Source organism: Lacrimispora amygdalina (genome assembly GCF_900205965.1).
GTDB classification, from domain to species: domain Bacteria; phylum Bacillota; class Clostridia; order Lachnospirales; family Lachnospiraceae; genus Lacrimispora; species Lacrimispora amygdalina_A.
This window is the reverse complement of the sequence record NZ_OAOF01000007.1, coordinates 62,706-82,207: the sequence shown is the minus strand read 5'-3', so window position 1 is coordinate 82,207 and position 19,502 is coordinate 62,706. Positions and strand designations below refer to the sequence as shown.

Sequence of the window (19,502 nt, the reverse complement as noted above, 5' to 3'; positions counted from 1 at the left end):
CATGCAATTGAACTAATTTTTATTTAGTATTGATCATATTTCTCCGTCTTTCTAATTCAACATCCATGTATTTACGTTCATCATCTAATTTATAAAAACTCATAATAATGACAATCAAAATGCAAAGTCCCATGGGGATCCAGATGAAGCTGGCTTCTATATAATTAAGAGCTTTTGTGGTCTGTGTTTCATTGGCAGCATAACCACCGAAATTTAACAGCCATCCAATCACTGCACTGGCAAGACCCATGCTGGCCTTTACAAAAAATCCCTGAAATGCAGCAATGAGTCCCGAAACACTCATGTTCTTTTTATATTCTGAATAGTCAATCACGTCCGGTTGAATAGAAAATGTGGTTCCGAAGATACCATAGATTCCCAAACCGGTAACGGCTAAACCTATAACCAGTAAAACAGCTGAATTCTGCCCAAAGTAAATCAGCAAATCTCCTATAGCATAAATTGCAGCACTTAAAAACATAACATATTTCTTTTTAAGCTTTTTTTCTAATAATGGTAATACCAGGAGCATGGGAAGTCCTGACAAAATGCCGAATATTCCCACAAAAGTAAGCCATTCTGTTTTTTGCAGATTATAGGTGAAATAATAAATAACGGTAGTATTACGAACTACATATAATGCAAAATACAGAAAATTTACCAGAAAGAATAGGACACTTTGGCCAGTAAGACCTTTTAAATCCTGTTTCAGTGAAGATTTTTCTCTTTTAACAGATGGCGGAACAACTTCTTTTGTATTCAAAAATGTAATGAAAAAAATAATCATGGCTGCAATACCATAAATTGTCATGGTAATCAAATATCCTTTTCCAGCATCACCTCTTCCCCAAAAACTCACCATAGGCGCAGTGATTGTCATAATAATTGCTGTTCCGATCATGGCGCAGACCATACGGCTGGATACCAGGCAGTTTCTTTCATGAATGTCCGAAGTCAGTCTTGGTACAATCGTATTTAAGGGAATATTCACAACTGTATAAGCCGTACAAAGAAGACAGTACGTTACATACGCCCAGACTATTTTTCCGTTAATAGAAAAATCAGGGACAGTAAAAGTTAATGTAGTAAATACAGCAAAAGGAATGGCACCAATAACAAAATACGGTCTTCCCTGCCCCCATCTGGTATGGGTCCGATCCACTAAGACCCCCATACCAGTATCCGTCAGCGCGTCAATAAATTTAGTAACAAGCATTAAAGTTCCTGCTACTGCTGCGGAAATCCCAAATACATCTGTATAAAAAATCATCAAATAAGAGGCCATCGTACTAAAAACCAGATTGCAGCCCAAATCTCCGATTCCATAACCAACTCTTTTTTTCCACTTTTCTTTTCCTGAAACCTTCTCCATAAAATTTGCCCTTCCCCCTAAGCTTCCAAATCCGACAGCTGTTTCATGTTCTCTTTCAGATTCCGGTACATTGATTTATAAATGTTAAAATACTTTGTATATGTTTCATGATTTTTTGCATCCGGCATAATTTTTTCACCCAGGACCTGCCATTTTTTCACCTCTTCATATGTAAGTGTTCCGGTTCCGATTCCTGCCAGAATCACATCTCCCATATTTGCTTCTGCATCATGAATCGGACAAACCACCGGATAGCCGGTCACATCCGCGAAAATCTGCCTCCACACAGCTGATTTAGTCACGCCTCCTGCAATCAGAATATACTCCCCTAACTCTTCACCGGCAGCTTCCATGGCATCTCTTAGGGAATAAGCCACGGCTTCTAAAAATGCCCGGTACAAATGCCCTTTTGTGTGAGTAAGGGACAGTCCCATGATCGTACCTTTCGCATCAGAGTCCCATACAGGACTGCGCTCACCCATGAAATACGGCAATACCACCAGCCCCTCACTTCCCGCCGGTATCTCTGCTGCCTGTTCATTTAGAATGTCATAAGCATTCTTTCCGCCTGCTGACTCTATTTCATATTCTCTGTCACCGATGGTATTACGGAACCATTTCACAATGGCACCGGCCGTATTTCCGCCGGCAAAATTGTAGGAAAGCTTCTTCGCATGATAAAGATAAGGCCAGACAATCAATCCTTTTCCTTTTACTGGTCTATCTGAAATCAAAGCTGCACACATGGATGTTCCAATGGCTGCCGCAAATACTCCGGAGTCCAGAATCCCCAACCCTATATTAGCCGCTCCACAGTCAATTCCGCCTGCGATTACCGGCATACCTGGCAAAAGTCCCAGTTTTTCTGCCATTTCATCTGTCAATCCTCCCACGATGTCTGTGGATTCCACGATTTTCTGAGGCATCATATTCATTGGAATACCCATTTGATCCATCAGTTCCCTGGACCATTTTCTCTCATTCATATCAAATATCCCGCCGATATTCCCTGCAGATGAGTAATCAATTACAACTTCCCCTGTAAGTTTATAGATGACATAATCATTGGGCGGCAGGAATAAAGCGGTTTTCTTCCAGTTTTCCGGCTCATGATTTTTTATCCACAGTATTTTGGTATAGCCATAATATGGATCTGCTCCGTTCTGGGTAATCTCCAGAAGCTTCTCTTCCCCGACTGTTCTTTTTACCCATTCGGTTTCTTCCTGAGCTCTTCTGTCCATCCAGATGAGACATGGCCTCACTGGCTTCATATCCTTATCTAACGGTATCCCGGAGCCTCCGTAAAGACCGCTGATGGCAATTCCTTTGATATCTTCCTTCTTTACCCCTGATTTTTTTACGGTCTCCTGAATCGACAAAAATGCAGCGTCACACCAAACCTGCGGCCATTGCTCTGCCCATAAAGCCTTTGGAGTCAGCACATCATATTCCACAAGATGCTTTGCGATAAGATTTCCTTTTGTATCCATTAATATGGTCTTTGTCCCGGATGTTCCGATATCTGTTCCAAGTAAATATTTCATATTCTCTCCTTTTCTGCCAGACAGACGCGTTGCTTTTTCATTACTTAGAAACACGTAAAAGCTCCATCTATAATAAAGTCAGATCCTGTGGTAAAGCTGCTGGTATCTCCTGCCAGATAAACGGCAATAGACTGCAGTTCCTCAGGTTTTCCCATACGTCCCATTGGAGCCATGGCATTCCATTGCTCAATCAATGGTTTTAAGCTTGGAGAATTCAACGTCAATTCTGTTCCGATATATCCAGGGCTGATGCAGTTTACCCTTACTCCCCGTTTTGCCAATTCAATCGCCATGGATTTGGTCAATTGAATTACTCCGGCTTTTGATGCGTTGTAAGAGCACTGTGGCTGGGGAACATTGACAATATGTGCGGACATGGAAGCGGTATTGATAATGGAACCGTATCCCTGTTTTACCATCTGCTTTGCTGCTGCCTGTGCCGTAAGAAATACACCGCTTAAATTAATATCAATTACTTTTTTCCATTGCTCGTAAGTCATTTCTTCACAAGGGACATTCATACAAATTCCTGCATTGCAGAACGCTGCATCCAATTTTCCAAAGGTATCCTGGATTTCTTTCATCATTGCCGCCACTTCCTCGGGTTTTGTTACATCCGTTTTAATCGCGATCGTTTTTCTCCCATTCCTCTGTGCGATGTCTGATGCAGTCTTTTGGGCTTCCTCAATATCTACATCCACAATTGCCACATCACTACCTGCCTCTGCCAAAGCAACAGCAATCTGTTTTCCTATTCCTCTTGCCCCTCCTGTTACAAATGCTGCTTTTCCATCCAGTCTCATTTTTTCAATAATTCCCATCTGATTGTTCTCCTTTCATTTTCATTTAATTAATATATTTTGTAAAATAATTTTGTAAATATATTTTATATAATAGATCATGATTTTATATTCGTCAATCTGTATAATACAACAAATTAATTTAACTTTTTTTGTGCATTTTTTCCAAATGCATTTTCTTCTATTTTATGTTATTCTATATTTATATAAACTTTATTTATAAATTGTATTTGTGTATTGTATTTGCAGAAACCTTTGAATGGGATTGCAATGTTGAAGTACACAATAATAAAGCATAAAAACAAGATTACAGACGAAATATGGGGAAGTTATGAATAACATTACTTTATCAGATATTAAGAAAAATAATACCTCACTGATTTACCATCTCTTATATGAAAAAGAAAAATTATCAAAGCAGGAAATTGCCCATCAGCTGCATTTAAGCCTGCCTACGGTAACACAGAATCTTGTCTTTCTTGAAGAAGAGGGGTTAATCATGAAAGAAGGACTCTTTGAGTCACAAGTAGGCAGAAAAGCAGTTGCTTATACCATCTGCCCCACGGCAAGGATCGGCATCGGCGTAGAGATACAAAAGAAAAAAATCCAGATACTGAGTCTGGATTTGAAAGGGAATATTGGTGACTGGACTGAACATTCACTGAATTATGAGAATACTGATGGCTATTACAAAGAAACTGCATATCTGGTAAAGGATTTTATCCTGGAGCATGGCATTAGCACCGAGAAGATATTAGGAATCGGTTTCGCCGTACAGGGGCTGACCAGTACCGATGGAACTGAGATCATTTACGGGAAAACGTTAGGCTATACCGGGCTGAACATTGACGTATTTTCTCAGCATCTGAATTTCCCATGTTCATTTTTCCATGACGCCAAATGTGCTGCCCGGACAGAACTATGGTTTGGTAACACCTTAAACCATGCACTTTATCTTTCCATCGGAAAGCATCTTGGAGGTGCTCTGATTATGGACGGACAGATTGTTATGGGAAAAGCCGGTCACTGCGGCGCAGCAGAACATATGCAGTTGATTCCAAACGGCAGGAAATGCTACTGCGGAAAATCCGGCTGCATGGAGACCTACTGTTCAATGGATGCCCTTTTAAATGATGAGGAAACGCAGGAAATTTTCTTTACAGCTCTGCGCAATCACTCCAAAGCTGAAGTTCTGCGGTGGCAGGAATATCTGGAAATGCTCTCATCAGCCATTAACAACCTGCATATGTTACTCGACTGTGATATTATTATCGGCGGACAGATTTCGTCGTATCTTACTGCGGAAGACATTCATACATTACAGGCACTATGCAATGAAAAAGATGCCTTTCCTTACAGTGAACCTTTCCTCTTCCAAAGTAAGTATCCGGAACACACCGTTGCTGTTGGAGCTGTATTACCTTATATCCAGAAATTTTTGGAACAAATCAGGGAGTCTGAAATTTTTTAACAGCTCTAATTTCATTGATGGATCAACGGTCTAATATTAGATTATTCCAGAATAGACATCCCATAAATGTGACTTATCCTGGGCTTCTTCCCAGGATATCCCTTTGTCCGGCCAGCCTGGGTCCCTTTCCATCCGCTCCTTTTTTACCACTAATCTGTTGGATTCAAAAGCTCTATTTCATCATAAATTTCTTTCACTGTTTTCATTATTATATGCCTCCTTGTTCTTGATAAAATAACTATATCCTATTTCTAGTCATTGCAAAGAAATATAAAAGATGATAAAATATACTTAACCCGCTCATATAATAACCGCATCATATAAATGGCAGAGAGGTAAAAGTATGTCTGATAATTATATTAAGGTATCAGGTGCAAGGGAACGAAATCTAAAAAATATAAATGTCCTGATACCCAAAAAAGAAATTACGGTTTTCACAGGTGTTTCCGGTTCAGGAAAATCATCTTTAGTATTTGATACAATAGCAGCAGAATCGCAAAGGCAATTAAATGAAACCTACAGCAGTTTTATCCGTAACCGTATGCCACATTATGGAAAGCCCGATGTAGACAGTATCGAAAATTTGTCCGTGGCATTTATTATAAATCAAAAACGGTTAGGCGGCAATTCCCGTTCAACAGTTGGAACAATTACAGATATTTATTCTGTATTACGTTTATTATTTTCCCGAATTGGAAAACCATTTGTAGGTTATTCAGATGTTTTTTCATTCAACAATCCAGCCGGAATGTGTGAACATTGTGAGGGCCTGGGAAAAATTGAAACTATTGATATTGAAAAGCTGTTAGATAAAAATAAATCATTAAATGAGGGAGCTATCCGTTTTCCAACTTTTGAACCTGGCGGTTGGCGAATAACCCGCTATATTCATTCGGGCTTTTTTGATAACAATAAAAAATTGAAAGACTATACTGCCGGGGAATTGGAACTGTTACTCTATCCTGATGAAATCAAGATTAAAAATCCCACTCCCGAATGGCATAAAACCTCATTATATGAAGGACTGATACCTCGCATTGAGCGGAGCTTTCTTAAAAAAGAAGATGGAGAGAAAGCCAGATATGGAAAAGAAATTGAACCATTTATTGTAAAACAGGTCTGTCCCCACTGTCACGGAACACGTTTAAATGATACAGTGTTGTCTTGTAAAGTGAACGGTAAAAATATTGCAGAATGTACAGATATGCAAATTAATGAGCTTTTGGATTTTGTGGGTTCCATTCATATGTAACCGGAGTTGCAGGTTCAGGAAAAAGTACACTTGTTAACGGGATACTACCGAGATTATACCCAGAAACTGTATTTATTGACCAGAAAGGGATTCAGGCATCAAAACGTTCTAACATTGCAACCTTTACAGGTATCTTTGACATTATCAGAAAATTATTTGCAAAAAGGAACGGTATAAGCGCCTCCCTATTCAGTTTCAATTCACATGGTGCTTGTCCTGCCTGCAAAGGTCTGGGCGTTAATTATACAGATTTGGCGTTTATGGATACCATTGTTACGGTATGTGAAGAATGCCACGGTAACCGTTATACGGACGAAGTGCTTGCTTATCGGTTAAGAGGCAAAAGTATTGCCGATGTTCTTAAAATGACAGTTGAAGAAGCCTTAGATTTTTTTCAGGAAAAAGAAATCGTTACTGTACTAAAACGTCTTTCAGACGTTGGTATCACTTACATTTCTTTAGGACAACCATTAAGCACGCTTTCAGGTGGTGAATTACAGCGAATTAAGCTTGCTTCCCAACTGGAAAACGGTGGTCAGATTTATGTTTTGGACGAACCGTCAACAGGTTTGCATATGACTGATATCAAACAGTTGATCCGTGTAATGAATCGCCTTGTAGAACAAAATTCCACTCTTATTGTTATAGAACACAATCTGGATATTATTTGTCAGGCAGATTGGATTATTGACATTGGCCCCTATGCAGGACAGAATGGTGGTAAGATTATGTTTACAGGATTACCGAAAGATTTAATCAACTGTCCAGATTCTTTAACTGGAAAGCACCTAAAAAAGTATATTAATGAAAAACAGGAGGATGACTAAATGGCTTTAAAAGAATTAGAGGAAAGTTATGTTCCCTTTCAATGCATGATAGTATCAGATTCAAACCGGTTCAATGTTGAGGGTGTTTCAACCGCACAATACTATATACTTGATACTTTGGATAAGCAGGGGGCCAAAACTACGAAAGAACTTGCTGAAATGAAAGGTATCTCACAATCTGGCATATCCAAATTAACAAAGCGTCTGCTGGAAAAAAAGTATATTATTCAGGAAAGGCAAACGAATGACCGCCGCTCTTACAATATTGTTCTTACCAAAGACGGGAAAGCCTTTTTAAATCGCGTTGAAGACTTTGGAAATGAAATTATGAACCTGATTGAAAAAGCGTTAACAAAAGAAGAAGTACATGCGTTTTCAATGATGTGCAAAAGGATTACAAACTTATACTCAAAGAAGCAATAGACAACTGGATGAAGTACAAATTTGATTATAGCGATATAAACTATAATATCAGGAGGATTATTACATGGGCAGAGCAACAACAAAGTCAGATATGATAACAGCGGCAAATAGCAATTTCGAAAAACTGAACATGCTTATTTCCGGATTGACAGAGGAAGAATTGTCAACTCCATTTGATTTTACTGCAGACATAAAAAAGAAAGAAGCGCATTGGGGCAGGGATAAAAATCTTCGAGATGTTCTGATTCATCTCTATGAATGGCATCAACTGCTGCTTAATTGGGTTAAGTCAAATAAAAATGGAGAGGACAAACCGTTTATTCCAGAGCCTTATAACTGGAAATCTTACGGTATTATGAATGTGGAGTTTTGGAAAAAGCATCAAGATACATCATTAGACGATGCAAAGAATATGTTAAAAAAATCCCATGCCGAAGTGATAGAGTTAGCTGAAACATTTTCAAATGATGAGTTGTTTTCTAAAGATATTTATAAATGGGTTGGCGGAAGCACTTTAGGCTCGTATTTTGTCAGCGCTACAGCAAGTCATTACGATTGGGCCATGAAAAAACTAAAGGCGCACATAAAAGTGGTTAAATATGCAGGGGAAACGTAAATGTGGTTGCTTACTGGTGCTATAGGAGTACCCCTTTCACCCAAAGCACGGCGAAAACTCTTCATCTTATACCCAAAAATCATCCGTCAAAAATCAAAAAAAATTGCAAAAGCCAGCCCTCGTTAAAAGGGCTGACCTTTTGGTAGATTTCTTTAAAATTATAATAACTACATTCAACGTTTTCAATTTTTTGTTTTTCCCTGATTTGCTACCTTCTTCATCTTTGCGGCAATCACATCAGGATTTCCTAAAAACTGCTTTTTTATAACCGAAAGTGTATCATCCAGCTCATATACCAATGGAATGCCCGTAGCCAGATTAAGCTCCACGATTTCCTCCTGGGAAAGATGCTCCAAATACATTACCAGTGCCCTCAGGGAATTTCCATGAGCTGTAATCAGTACCCTTTTTCCTGATATAAGCTGTGGTCTGATTTGCGATTCAAAGTAAGGAATAACCCGTGCAATGGTATCTTCCAGACTTTCTGCTAACGGTAATTCGTTTTCTGCTACATTATGATATGCTTTCTGATGTGCCGGATTTCTTTGATCCCGGGGTTCTAAAGACGGTGGCTTTATATCAAAAGAACGCCGCCAGATTCTCACCTGTTCTTCTCCATATTTTTCAGCCGTCTGAGACTTATTTAATCCTTGTAATGCCCCATAATGGCGCTCATTAAGCTGCCATGCCTTTATCACAGGAAGCCATTCTGCATCCATTTCCTCTAAAGCAAAATTCAGTGTATGGATTGCACGTTTCAGATAGGAGGTATAGCAGAGGTCAAATTCATATCCTTGCTCCTTAAACAACCGTCCAGCTTCTCTTGCTTCCTCTATACCGGCTTCTGACAGGTTAACATCCGTCCAACCAGTAAACAAATTTTCTAAATTCCAAATGCTTTCTCCATGACGAAGTAATACTAATTGATGACTCATATTCAATCCCTCCTATAAGGATACTTGTAAATCACTCCTTTATCTTCTACACTATTTCACTTCCTTTAAGCTGTTAGTCATTGCTAACCACTTATATATATCAAGTATGCATCTTTTTTATTTGTATGTCAAGAATACAGTTGATATAAATTGTATTACTGACAATTCTCCCATTTATCATAAACGCAATTCAGTTCGTTTTCCATAGTTTCTCTTTTCAAGAAAAGTTCCTGTAAATACGCAAAATTGGTACTATTATCATTTATTTCTTGTTCCAGCGCTTTTAATCCAGCTTCTATCGCTTCAATTTCACTCTCAAGAATATCTGACTTTTTCGTATTCAACTTTCTTGTTCTGTTTTCCGTTCTGCTGTCTTGATTCACTACCGTTCCAATGGATGGCTTTTTTTCATTAGAGAGAACTTTGGTCTTTTCGTTTGACAGGTCCTCACATTTTCCCGCTTTTTGCAATTCTTCCTGATAATAAGTATAGTCTCCCGGGTAAGTGATAAGACGGTTATTTTCAAATGACATGATTTTATCTGCAACTTTATTGATAAAATACCGGTCATGAGATACGAATAACAGGGTACCTTCAAATGCGGATAAGGTTTCCTCCAGCACTTCTCTGGAATCAATATCCAGGTGATTGGTTGGCTCATCCAGAATCATAAAATTCACTTTCTCAAAGGTTAAGGAACATAACCTTAACCGGCTCTTCTCCCCACCGGACAAGAATTTTATTTTCTTATGAACATCGTCTTTAAAGAATAACACTCTTGCCAGCTGGTTTCTCGCAGCTTCATAAGTAATATTGTGAAAACCTGAAAAGTACTCAAGTATGGTCTGGTCCTCATCTTCAAAAACAACCTGTTGGGGCAGATAACCGATTTTCACCTGCGCGCCGATTTTTACTGTACCGTAATCTGGTTTTAATTCTCCTAATATCAGCTTAAGTAAGGTGGATTTGCCGCATCCGTTTTTCCCGATAATACAGGCACTGTCCTGATGATAAACTTTCATATCAATATAATGACTGCAGTGTGGGGGATTTAGATGGGGATGGACAGTATGAAATTATATTGAAGTGGGACCCCTCTAATTCAAAAGACAATTCTCAAAAAGGATATACAGGCAACGTTTACTTAGATGCCTATAAGATGAACGGAACCCGCCTTTGGCGTATCGATTTAGGCAGAAATATACGGGCAGGTGCCCACTATACCCAGTTTATGGTATATGATTTAGACGGCGACGGAAAAGCCGAAATTGCATGTAAAACAGCAGATGGAAGCAGAGACGGCTTTGGTACCGTTATCGGAAATCCCAATGCTGATTACAGAAATTCTTCCGGCTATATATTATCCGGGCCTGAGTATTTAACTGTATTTCAGGGACTTACGGGAAAGGCTCTTTATACGACAAATTATGAACCGGCCAGAGGAAACGTATCCGATTGGGGAGATTCCTACGGAAACCGGGTAGACCGTTTTCTTGCATGTATTGCTTATCTGGACGGTGAGCACCCAAGTCTGGTCATGTGCCGCGGATATTACACAAGAACGGTTCTTACAGCCTATGACTGGGATGGTTTAAGGCTTATAAAACGCTGGACTTTTGACAGCAACAGCTGGGGCAACTCCGGCTATGCCGGACAGGGTAACCACAATCTCAGCGTTGCTGATATAGATGGGGATGGAATGGATGAAATTGTCTATGGCGCCTGCACCATTGACCACAATGGAAAAGGATTATATACAACTGGCTTACAGCACGGGGACGCCATGCATTTAGGAGACTTAAATCCCAATCATCCCGGTTTGGAAATCTGGAGTTCTTTTGAGTCCACGAAGACGAACGGCGGAGTGGGAGCAGCTATGCGTGATGCCAAAACAGGCCGTATACTGTTTCAATATAATGCCTCACGGGATGTGGGCAGGGCCTGCTCTGCCGATCTGACAGCCAGCTACCCCGGAGAGGAAGTATGGGCTTCCGGATCCCCCTTATACAGCAGTACTGGTCAGATCACAGGCACTGCACCTTCTCAGGTTAATTTTGCCATCTGGTGGGATGGTGATGAACTCAGAGAACTGTTAGACGGAACAACCATTACTAAGTATGGCGGCACAACCTTACTGCGTGCTGACGGCTGTGAATCTAACAACGGGACCAAAGCAACCCCATGTTTACAGGCCGATCTGTTTGGTGACTGGAGAGAAGAAGTTGTGTTAAGAACATCCGACAGCCGTTACCTGAATATCTATACAACGACTGATCTCACCACCCGGCGTATTCATACACTCATGCATGATCCAGTATACCGTATGGGAATTGCCTGGCAGAATGTAGCCTACAATCAGCCGCCACACACCAGCTTTTTCATTGGGCATGGAATGTCTGAACCACCAATTCCGGCAATTCGATTAACTTCAGCTTCTACTCATTAAAAGTAACAAAGAACCCTGTTATGATGTTCTGCGTCTATCATAACAGGGCTCTTTTGATTACTATCATTACAAAGTCTTTGACTTGCTTTCTATAAATTGAATCATCTGCCTGGTGATTTTTGTTGTATACCGGTCCTTTTTTTTCGCATAACCAAGTGTCACAGGATCAATATTTTGTATTGGTATAATGGAAATATCATCTGCTTGGGGAATACAGCCTTCAATTAATAAGGATGCGGCTAAATTTTCATGGATAAATCTGGTAATTGTATTAATCTGGCTTGTTTCCAGTATAATATTAGGATTTATTCCTTCCTTCCGAAATGCATTCTGGGTAACATTACTAACATAAAATTCTGAATTAAATGTAATTAATGGAAGCTCTTTTAGATCCGTAATTTTAACAAAATCAGAATTAGCCAATGGGTGTTTTTTATTGATATGAAGTTTGATATCACGTTTTCTGATCGGGGTAAATTCAATCTCACTGTTTAGCTGGCTCTCCCCAAGTAAAAATGTCAAATCCAGCTTTTCCTCTAATAATAATTCTTGTAATTTCAGCGCACCATGTTCCACAATTTCCAGCCTTATATCTGCGTTTTTCGTTACAATATCTGTAAATATTAAAGAAAATAAAAAGGAACCAATCATTGGTGGTATTCCCACCTTCAGCACATTATAATGAGAACCTATGGACAGCATCTCTCTCTCTAAATCATCTAGTTCCTGTATGATTGGATTCAGACGATTTCTGAAATATTCTCCTTCATTCGTCAGACAAAGCTTATTCTTTTCCCTTAGGAATAATGTAACGCCCAGCTCCTGCTCCAATGACTTTAATGCAACCGTCAGAGAAGGCTGTGAAATATGAAGTTCTTTTGCAGCCTGAGTAATGTTTAATGTATTGCAGACTTTGAGAAAATAATTTATTTGATTTAATTTCATAGTACACCTCGTAATTACCAAACTATTGACTTTTATACACCATTTAGTGTAAAGCCAAACGCTTCAATACACAATAGTTTTTATCTATGGATTGATAATATTTTAGTATTTCACAGTACATGGCATAAATGTTAGGCTGTAACTGATTGGATAACAATTAATTTTCGGAGGTATTATATTTTGAAAAAGATTGGCTTTACAGAAACAGCTTTAAGAGACGCTCATCAAAGCCTTATGGCAACCCGCCTCACTACCGATGAGATTCTGGCTGGCATAGAAAAACTAGATTCGGCAGGGTTACATGCTATTGAATGCTGGGGCGGTGCAACTTTTGATGCCTGTATCCGCTATTTAAATGAAGATCCATGGGAGCGTTTACGCAAAATTAAAGAAAAAGCAAAAAACACAAAACTTCAAATGCTGCTTAGAGGGCAGAATCTATTGGGCTATCGTCACTATGCAGATGATGTTGTAGAAAAATTCGTTGAAAAATCAATACAAAATGGCATTGATATCATTCGTGTTTTTGATGCCCTCAATGATTTACGTAACGTGGAGACATCAATCAAATCCATAAAAAAGTACGGAGGACATGCACAGCTGGCACTTAGTTACACAGTAAGTCCTGTACACACAATACAATATTACTGTGATTTAGTCGAACAAGTAGAAAAGTTAGGTGTTGATTCTATCTGTATCAAAGACATGGCCGGTGTTCTTACCCCTTATCATGCAAAGAAACTAATTACAGAATTAAGAAAAAGAACTGACCTGATCCTGGAATTACATACCCATGCCACAAGCGGCATTTCCGAAATGACTTATCTTTATGCAGTGGAAAGCGGAATTGATATTATCGACACAGCAATTTCCCCACTCTCAGGAGGTACCAGTCAGCCTGCGACAGAATCCCTCCATACTGCTCTGACTGAACTTGGCTATACAACTGGTCTGGACCTCGAAGTCTTAGATAAAGCAGCAGATTATTTTAAGCCGATTAAGGAAAAATATCTGGCGAACGGGGTATTAAATCCTAAAATGCTTAGTGTAGACCCAAAAGCTTTGCTTTACCAGGTACCAGGTGGCATGTTATCAAATCTATATTCTCAGTTAAAACAGGGGAAATCGGAAGATCGATACGAGGAAGTGCTGCGAGAAGTTCCGAAAGTAAGAAAAGACTTGGGTTACCCTCCTTTAGTAACTCCTTTAAGCCAAATGGTAGGAACTCAGGCGGTCTTTAACGTTCTCACTCAAGAACGTTACAAAATGGTTCCTAAGGAAATAAAAGATTATGTGGCAGGTGCTTATGGAAAACCTCCTGTTGCTATTTCAGAAGAGATCGTCAAAAAGATTATTGAAGATCGGGAAATCACCTCTGTAAGACCTGCTGATCTTCTTCCTCCAGAATGGAATAACATAGTAATTGAGGCTTCTGATTTTGCAAAAAGCGATGAAGATTATCTTACCTATGCGATGTTTCCAGAAGTAGCCAAACAATTTTTAACAAAGAAATATGAAACAGCTTCTCCCGATAGTGGAAATGAAGAAACTATTAAAATTCATGCTATTATATAACAATCTGGTGCAATTATGGAGGTGAAAACCATGACTTACATTAACTTTATGGATGGATTAACGATTTCTGTCATAAGTATGGCTATCGTATTTGTTTTATTATCCATACTAAGTTTAATCATTCACACATTTCAATTTATTTTTAAACAAGAATTACCTCTAATATCCGATTCACCCATATTAGAGGATGAAGAACTTAAGACTGTTGCAGCTTTAACAGCTTTAATTATGATAAATGAAGATAACAAAAATAAAACCTATAAAATTGAATCAATAGAGAGAGTAAATTAAGGAGAATAACGTATGAAAACTTATGAAATAACTTTAAATGATAAAACTTATATTGTAAAAGCAAGAGAAATAGATTCTGCAGAGATCCCGAAGCGGGCCATGCCCTCCACGCCTGTCTCAGCCACAGCATCCACATCTGGTCAGGGATGCAAAGTTACAGCTCCGGTAGCAGGTTTAGTACTGGATATTAAAGTATCTATTGGAATGCCTGTAAAAAAAGGACAGATTTTATGTATACTGGAAGCTATGAAAATGGAAAATGAAATCATAGCTCCGCAGGATGGTACCGTTACTGCAATTCATGTATCTAAAAATCAACAAATAGAATCTGGTATAGTAATGATTGAAATGTAAAAGAAGGAGTTCAACTTTATGATGGATATAATAATGGGTCTGTTTTTAGATTCTGGATTTGCCGCATTAACTTACAAACATGTTATTATGCTCTTGATAGCCTGCATATTTTTATATCTTGCAATCAAAAAAGGATATGAACCTTATTTGCTTATCCCCATATCCTTCGGTATGTTATTAGTCAACCTGCCAATAACCGGATTGATGGATCATGCTACGGAAACTCTGCCTGGTGGTCTGCTTTATTACTTATATCAAGGAACCAATTTAGGAATTTACCCTCCGCTTATCTTCCTGTGCCTGGGTGCCTCCACGGACTTTGGACCTCTTATTGCAAACCCAAAAACACTTTTACTTGGAGGGGCTGCACAAGTTGGTATTTTTGTTGCTTTTTTAGGAGCTATAAAATTGGGATTTTCCGCACAGGAAGCCGCTTCTATCGGAATTATCGGTGGAGCCGATGGCCCTACTGCTATTTATTTAACAACAAAACTAGCGCCACATTTACTATCTACGATTGCACTGGCTGCCTACTCTTACATGGCACTGGTTCCAATTATACAGCCACCTATTATCAAACTATTGACTACACAAAAAGAACGCGAAATTAAAATGGAACAGCTAAGAGATGTTAGTAAAACTGAAAAAATAATATTTCCTATCATTACTACGATTCTCGTCATTTTATTACTGCCCTCTGCTGCTCCTTTAATTGGTATGCTGATGCTAGGTAATCTGGCAAAAGAATGTGGCCGTATTCCAAAGATTGTTGATACATTACAAAACTCACTCATGTACATAATAACAATTATCCTGGGTCTTACGGTTGGTGCTAAAGCGGAAGCAGACGTCTTATTATCACTTAGCACATTAAAAATAGTAGTATTAGGCTTAATTGCTTTTGCATCCGGTACAGCTTTTGGTGTGCTAATGGGAAAACTCATGTGTGTCTTAACAAAGGGTAAAATTAATCCTATGATAGGCGCTGCTGGTGTATCTGCAGTTCCTATGGCAGCAAGAGTTGTTCAAAAAGAAGGAGTAAAAGCAAACCCATCTAATTTCCTCTTAATGCACGCTATGGGTCCTAACGTAGCTGGTGTGATAGGTTCTGCAGTGGCAGCTGGTATATTACTACGCTTTTTTGGATAAAAATCAGGCAGGTGAATCAATCACCTGCCTGATTTTATTCCTGACGAAAACATCTGGAACCAACCGCTGCAATCACACAGATTACAGCTAAAAACAAATATGCAGCAGTCATGGAGAAAGCACCTGCTATTTTTCCGCAGATAATTGGAAAAACGGTCATTCCAAACGCATAGATTGCCTGAAAACAGCCCATGGCTGTAGATTTTTTTTCTGCCGGAATACTCTTCATCGCTTCGGCGGTCAGAAAAGAGAATAGAATTCCAGTTGCCATTCCAGGAAGTATCTGAAGAAGACAGATCACTGGAATGCTGGTGCTCATCGGTATGAGGATACAGTAACCTGCAGTGGTGCAGAATACAAGAAATATCCAGTTCTTTGATGAGAGTACGCTGCAGGCCTTTGTTGAGGCAAATTTTGCCCATATAACAGCAGATAACATGTAAATAATACAGGAAAGTCCAAGTATTATCGTATCTGCACCGAGATTTTTAATAATCTGTGTGGTGAATGACATAGTCGTGGACATCTGCACGCCCTGCTGTACCAGAGCCAGAACAGCAAAAAAAAGAAGTCGGCGGTTTAAGCATACACAAAGCATATTTCCCGGTATTGCAGCCGATCCATCCGGGTTGCAGCTTTTATGGTATTCCGTCTTCTTAAGTCCACAGGCTGTAAACGCACAGCAAATACCTGCTATTACACTAAACATACAGATCACAGGCATCCCCAGCTTTTGGTAAAACAGTGTACTGGTTACAAAACCTGCCAGCATCCCCAGATTATTCGCCACAACCAGCTGGCAGGTTGCTTTTTGCTGTTCTGAAGGATAAAAACTCATATACAAAACCATAAAGGAAATCCACATGGCACTGGCAAGACCAGAGAACAGGTTGGCAATAAAAAATCCGGTTCCATTCTGCATGATAATACGAAAGATGGAGGCAATCCCTGAGGATAGACCTCCAATTATAATAAACCTCTTATGTCGGTTCCTGCAGTCTGCGAGAACTCCGACTGGAAGGCGCAGCAGCATCTGCGATATACCGTAAGCACCGATAATCATTCCCACCATACCAGCCGAGGTGCCTATCCCCGTCAGGTATGGAGTCTGGAATGGTATATAAACATACTGGGCGAACCAGAAAAAGATAACAGCTGCAAATAAATTTCTACTATTTTTCTTATATACATTCATTATAAATCCTTTTTATTTGTGCGGATTTTCCTCCAGCACTCTGTGAATATGAATAGACAGATACAATTTTTCCTGTTCTGTCAACTGGAATTCAAAATTCTGCCTGATATAATCGGTGATTTTGCCAGAGCATTCCCATTCAAGCCGGCATTTTTCGATAATACCACTCCCCAGCAGATCATTGATATCTCCTGAAAGCTGTTTCGCCTGAACGACTCTCTGGGCCAGTGCCTGAAGATGAGTCATAAACCGGCTGTAAGCAACTGTATCGGTATCATAAGAAATTCCAAATGTATATTTTACAATTTCTTTCACGTCTCTCACAATTTTCATCATAGAGCGGTTTTCATTGTTGAAATGAAAGCCCTTCTGCGCATTGATAAAATGAAAGGCAATGTTGCCAATCTCGCTTTCCGGAAGCGAAATCGACAGATCCCTTTTAATCTGTTTCAATGCAAAGCAGCCCACATCATATTCATTGGGGTTAAAACGCTTCACTTCCTGAGAATAGAAGCCAGGAAAGCTTAAGCTCTCCTGAAATCTTCGTACAGCAAATGCAAGGTGGTCCGTCAGAGCCAGCCAGATGTGATCCATAAGGTTCATCTGGTATTTGTTTTTTGCATAGTCAATGGTATCCTGGGCAACTCCAAAGATGACAGCGTCAGTTTCTGCTGCCAGACGAATAATATCTCTGGAAATATTTCTGTTTCGAAGAACAAAAATCTTATCCTTTTCATTCATTTGCAGAGTTTCGCCAATGGATTTGCGAAAACCAATTCCTTTTCCCATAAGGATGACTTCTGCTCCATTGTCATCCAGTGCCAGAACGACAGAAGTATTTAATACTTTCACCACCCGCATTTATAGTATTCTCCTTTGTTTCTATATTTCATCCCCGTTTGTTTTAATAACATTCTGATACCAGTAATAGCTGTCTTTCTTAATTCTCTTTAATTCCTTTAAGTCATGATCCTGGCGGTCAATGTAGATAAAGCCATAACGTTTCTTAAAGCCCTGGTGTGAGCTTAAAAGATCCATGACGGACCATGGGCTGTAGCCCATTAACTCTACACCGTCGCCTATGGCATCGGAACAGGCCTGTAAATGACTGCGGATATAGTCGATACGGTAATCATCATGGATTTTACCGTCTTCTGCCACAACGTCTGCAGTACCGAGACCATTTTCCGTAATAATAAGCGGCAGATGATAACGCTGGTAATATTCGTTTAATACAATTCTCAGACCCATTGGATCTATCTGTGCACCATATTCACTGGCTTCCAGATTTGTGTTTTTTTCATCGCGGCAGTAACCATACTGATCAAAATCGACTTCATTTCCACGGTAAGCACGTTCCCCTGCGGGGTGCTCTTTCGTGGCAGGAAGGTAACTGCTGCAAAGAGTACGATAATAATTTAAAGCAATGTAATCAATCTTCGCACTCTTTAAAATCGCTTTATCTTCCGGCATCATAACCGGTACAATGTTGCGTTCTTCCAGATATCTCATATAATAACCCGGATATTCACCATACATATGCATGTCCAGACAGTAGTTTGTCTTCATCCAGTCATTCATTTTGGCAGACCATACATCAGCTGGTTTATTGGTCAGCGGATAAGTACAGGTAGAGGATACTGCAGGTGCAATTTTCCCATCTTTTACCAGTTCATGGCAGGCATTCACTGCCATAGCATGTCCGAGGAACATATGATAATCCATCTGTGCGCGGATCTTATCTGCCTTCCAGAGATCTGTTTCATCAATATTCATACGTTCATTTACACGGATCATCAGATTCTGCTCATTAATAGCCTGCCAGTATTTTACGCGGTCACCAAAGGCTTCAAAACAGATTTTTGAATAACGTTCAAAAGCAAATGCGCAGTCTCTGCATTCCCAGCCATTGTATTTTTCAACCAGAGCATAAGGAAGATCAAAGTGATATAAAGTAACAAATGGCTGAATACCATTTTCAAGCAGGCAGTTGAGTACATTGTTATAAAAATCAATGCCCTTCTGATTTACTTCGCCGTCACCGTCTGGAATAATTCTTGCCCAGGATAAAGAGAAACGGTAAATATTCATACCCATTTCCTTCATCAGAGCGATATCTTCTTTCCAGTGATGGTAAAAATCGCTGGCAACCTTGCTGTCGGCCTGTTTTTCGGAACGTTTAAAGGAGTTAAAGTCAGCAACAGTCATGCCTTTGCCATCTTCATCCCATCCACCTTCGATCTGAAATGCGGAAGAAGAAGCTCCCCACAAAAAGTTTTTCGGAAATTTTGCAGTTTTCATTTATAT

At 39.5% G+C, this 19,502-nt stretch carries 19 protein-coding genes; 10 read left to right on the top strand and 9 right to left on the bottom strand.

Features of this window, described 5'->3' with window-relative positions:
* Window positions 1–19: 19 nt before the first annotated feature.
* Genes CRO04_RS11435 through CRO04_RS11425 form a run of 3 tightly spaced genes read right to left on the bottom strand, consistent with a single transcriptional unit; the run spans window position 20 to window position 3,737 of the window.
* Window positions 20–1,372 (bottom strand): MFS transporter, encoded by a 1,353-nt coding sequence (locus tag CRO04_RS11435; protein WP_097004373.1) that lies wholly within the window; start codon window positions 1,370–1,372, stop codon window positions 20–22.
* 17 nt (window positions 1,373–1,389) lie between these two features.
* Window positions 1,390–2,916, bottom strand: coding sequence for an FGGY-family carbohydrate kinase (locus CRO04_RS11430; RefSeq protein ID WP_097004520.1), 1,527 nt, complete (start codon window positions 2,914–2,916; stop codon window positions 1,390–1,392).
* Between the two features lie 44 nt (window positions 2,917–2,960).
* Window positions 2,961–3,737 carry an SDR family oxidoreductase gene (locus tag CRO04_RS11425; protein WP_097004372.1) on the bottom strand — a complete coding sequence of 259 codons (777 nt, stop codon included), beginning with the start codon at window positions 3,735–3,737 and terminating at the stop codon, window positions 2,961–2,963.
* Window positions 3,738–4,047: 310 nt separating this feature from the next.
* Between CRO04_RS11425 and CRO04_RS11420 the strand changes: the two genes are divergently transcribed.
* The 5 genes from CRO04_RS11420 (at window position 4,048) to CRO04_RS11405 (ending at window position 8,305) form a co-directional block, all read left to right on the top strand.
* On the top strand, window positions 4,048–5,187 hold the full coding sequence (locus CRO04_RS11420; RefSeq protein ID WP_097004371.1) for an ROK family transcriptional regulator: 1,140 nt from the start codon (window positions 4,048–4,050) through the stop codon (window positions 5,185–5,187).
* 343 nt (window positions 5,188–5,530) lie between these two features.
* Complete coding sequence (locus CRO04_RS27455; protein WP_330400839.1) at window positions 5,531–6,439, top strand: hypothetical protein; 909 nt, start codon at window positions 5,531–5,533, stop codon at window positions 6,437–6,439.
* A 41-nt stretch (window positions 6,440–6,480) separates the two neighbouring features.
* Window positions 6,481–7,266, top strand: coding sequence for an ATP-binding cassette domain-containing protein (locus CRO04_RS27450; RefSeq protein ID WP_330400843.1), 786 nt, complete (start codon window positions 6,481–6,483; stop codon window positions 7,264–7,266).
* Window positions 7,267–7,689 (top strand): MarR family winged helix-turn-helix transcriptional regulator, encoded by a 423-nt coding sequence (locus CRO04_RS11410; protein ID WP_097004370.1) that lies wholly within the window; start codon window positions 7,267–7,269, stop codon window positions 7,687–7,689.
* A gap of 64 nt (window positions 7,690–7,753) precedes the next feature.
* Complete coding sequence (locus CRO04_RS11405; protein ID WP_097004369.1) at window positions 7,754–8,305, top strand: ClbS/DfsB family four-helix bundle protein; 552 nt, start codon at window positions 7,754–7,756, stop codon at window positions 8,303–8,305.
* 182 nt (window positions 8,306–8,487) lie between these two features.
* Here the strand turns inward: CRO04_RS11405 and gpmA are convergent, their stop codons facing one another.
* Both gpmA and CRO04_RS11395 read right to left on the bottom strand, forming a co-directional pair.
* Window positions 8,488–9,240, bottom strand: a complete 753-nt coding sequence (gene gpmA, locus CRO04_RS11400) for a 2,3-diphosphoglycerate-dependent phosphoglycerate mutase (protein ID WP_097004368.1) — start codon at window positions 9,238–9,240, stop codon at window positions 8,488–8,490.
* Window positions 9,241–9,395: 155 nt separating this feature from the next.
* Window positions 9,396–10,262 carry an ATP-binding cassette domain-containing protein gene (locus tag CRO04_RS11395; RefSeq protein WP_097004367.1) on the bottom strand — a complete coding sequence of 289 codons (867 nt, stop codon included), beginning with the start codon at window positions 10,260–10,262 and terminating at the stop codon, window positions 9,396–9,398.
* 20 nt (window positions 10,263–10,282) lie between these two features.
* On the opposite strand from CRO04_RS11395, the gene CRO04_RS11390 reads away from it, so the two are divergent.
* The gene (locus tag CRO04_RS11390) at window positions 10,283–11,686 is read left to right on the top strand and encodes a rhamnogalacturonan lyase (RefSeq protein WP_330400838.1); all 1,404 of its coding nucleotides are present in this window, start codon (window positions 10,283–10,285) and stop codon (window positions 11,684–11,686) included.
* A gap of 66 nt (window positions 11,687–11,752) precedes the next feature.
* On the opposite strand, the gene CRO04_RS11385 is transcribed toward CRO04_RS11390, so the two are convergent.
* Window positions 11,753–12,631 (bottom strand): LysR family transcriptional regulator, encoded by an 879-nt coding sequence (locus tag CRO04_RS11385; RefSeq protein ID WP_097004366.1) that lies wholly within the window; start codon window positions 12,629–12,631, stop codon window positions 11,753–11,755.
* A gap of 177 nt (window positions 12,632–12,808) precedes the next feature.
* On the opposite strand from CRO04_RS11385, the gene CRO04_RS11380 reads away from it, so the two are divergent.
* The 4 genes from CRO04_RS11380 to CRO04_RS11365 are packed head-to-tail and all read left to right on the top strand — an operon-like array spanning window position 12,809 to window position 16,000.
* Window positions 12,809–14,206, top strand: a complete 1,398-nt coding sequence (locus CRO04_RS11380) for an oxaloacetate decarboxylase subunit alpha (protein WP_420323212.1) — start codon at window positions 12,809–12,811, stop codon at window positions 14,204–14,206.
* Window positions 14,207–14,236: 30 nt separating this feature from the next.
* Complete coding sequence (locus CRO04_RS11375) at window positions 14,237–14,497, top strand: OadG family protein (RefSeq protein WP_097004364.1); 261 nt, start codon at window positions 14,237–14,239, stop codon at window positions 14,495–14,497.
* A gap of 12 nt (window positions 14,498–14,509) precedes the next feature.
* Complete coding sequence (locus tag CRO04_RS11370; protein ID WP_097004363.1) at window positions 14,510–14,851, top strand: biotin/lipoyl-containing protein; 342 nt, start codon at window positions 14,510–14,512, stop codon at window positions 14,849–14,851.
* 21 nt (window positions 14,852–14,872) lie between these two features.
* Complete coding sequence (locus tag CRO04_RS11365) at window positions 14,873–16,000, top strand: sodium ion-translocating decarboxylase subunit beta (RefSeq protein ID WP_420323211.1); 1,128 nt, start codon at window positions 14,873–14,875, stop codon at window positions 15,998–16,000.
* Between the two features lie 34 nt (window positions 16,001–16,034).
* On the opposite strand, the gene CRO04_RS11360 is transcribed toward CRO04_RS11365, so the two are convergent.
* Genes CRO04_RS11360 through CRO04_RS11350 form a run of 3 tightly spaced genes read right to left on the bottom strand, consistent with a single transcriptional unit; the run spans window position 16,035 to window position 19,496 of the window.
* Window positions 16,035–17,195 carry an MFS transporter gene (locus tag CRO04_RS11360; protein WP_097004361.1) on the bottom strand — a complete coding sequence of 387 codons (1,161 nt, stop codon included), beginning with the start codon at window positions 17,193–17,195 and terminating at the stop codon, window positions 16,035–16,037.
* A gap of 12 nt (window positions 17,196–17,207) precedes the next feature.
* Complete coding sequence (locus CRO04_RS11355; protein WP_097004360.1) at window positions 17,208–18,056, bottom strand: PRD domain-containing protein; 849 nt, start codon at window positions 18,054–18,056, stop codon at window positions 17,208–17,210.
* Between the two features lie 21 nt (window positions 18,057–18,077).
* Entirely contained in the window at window positions 18,078–19,496 is a 1,419-nt protein-coding gene (locus tag CRO04_RS11350) for a glycoside hydrolase family 1 protein (protein ID WP_097004359.1), read from the bottom strand.
* Window positions 19,497–19,502: the final 6 nt, after the last annotated feature.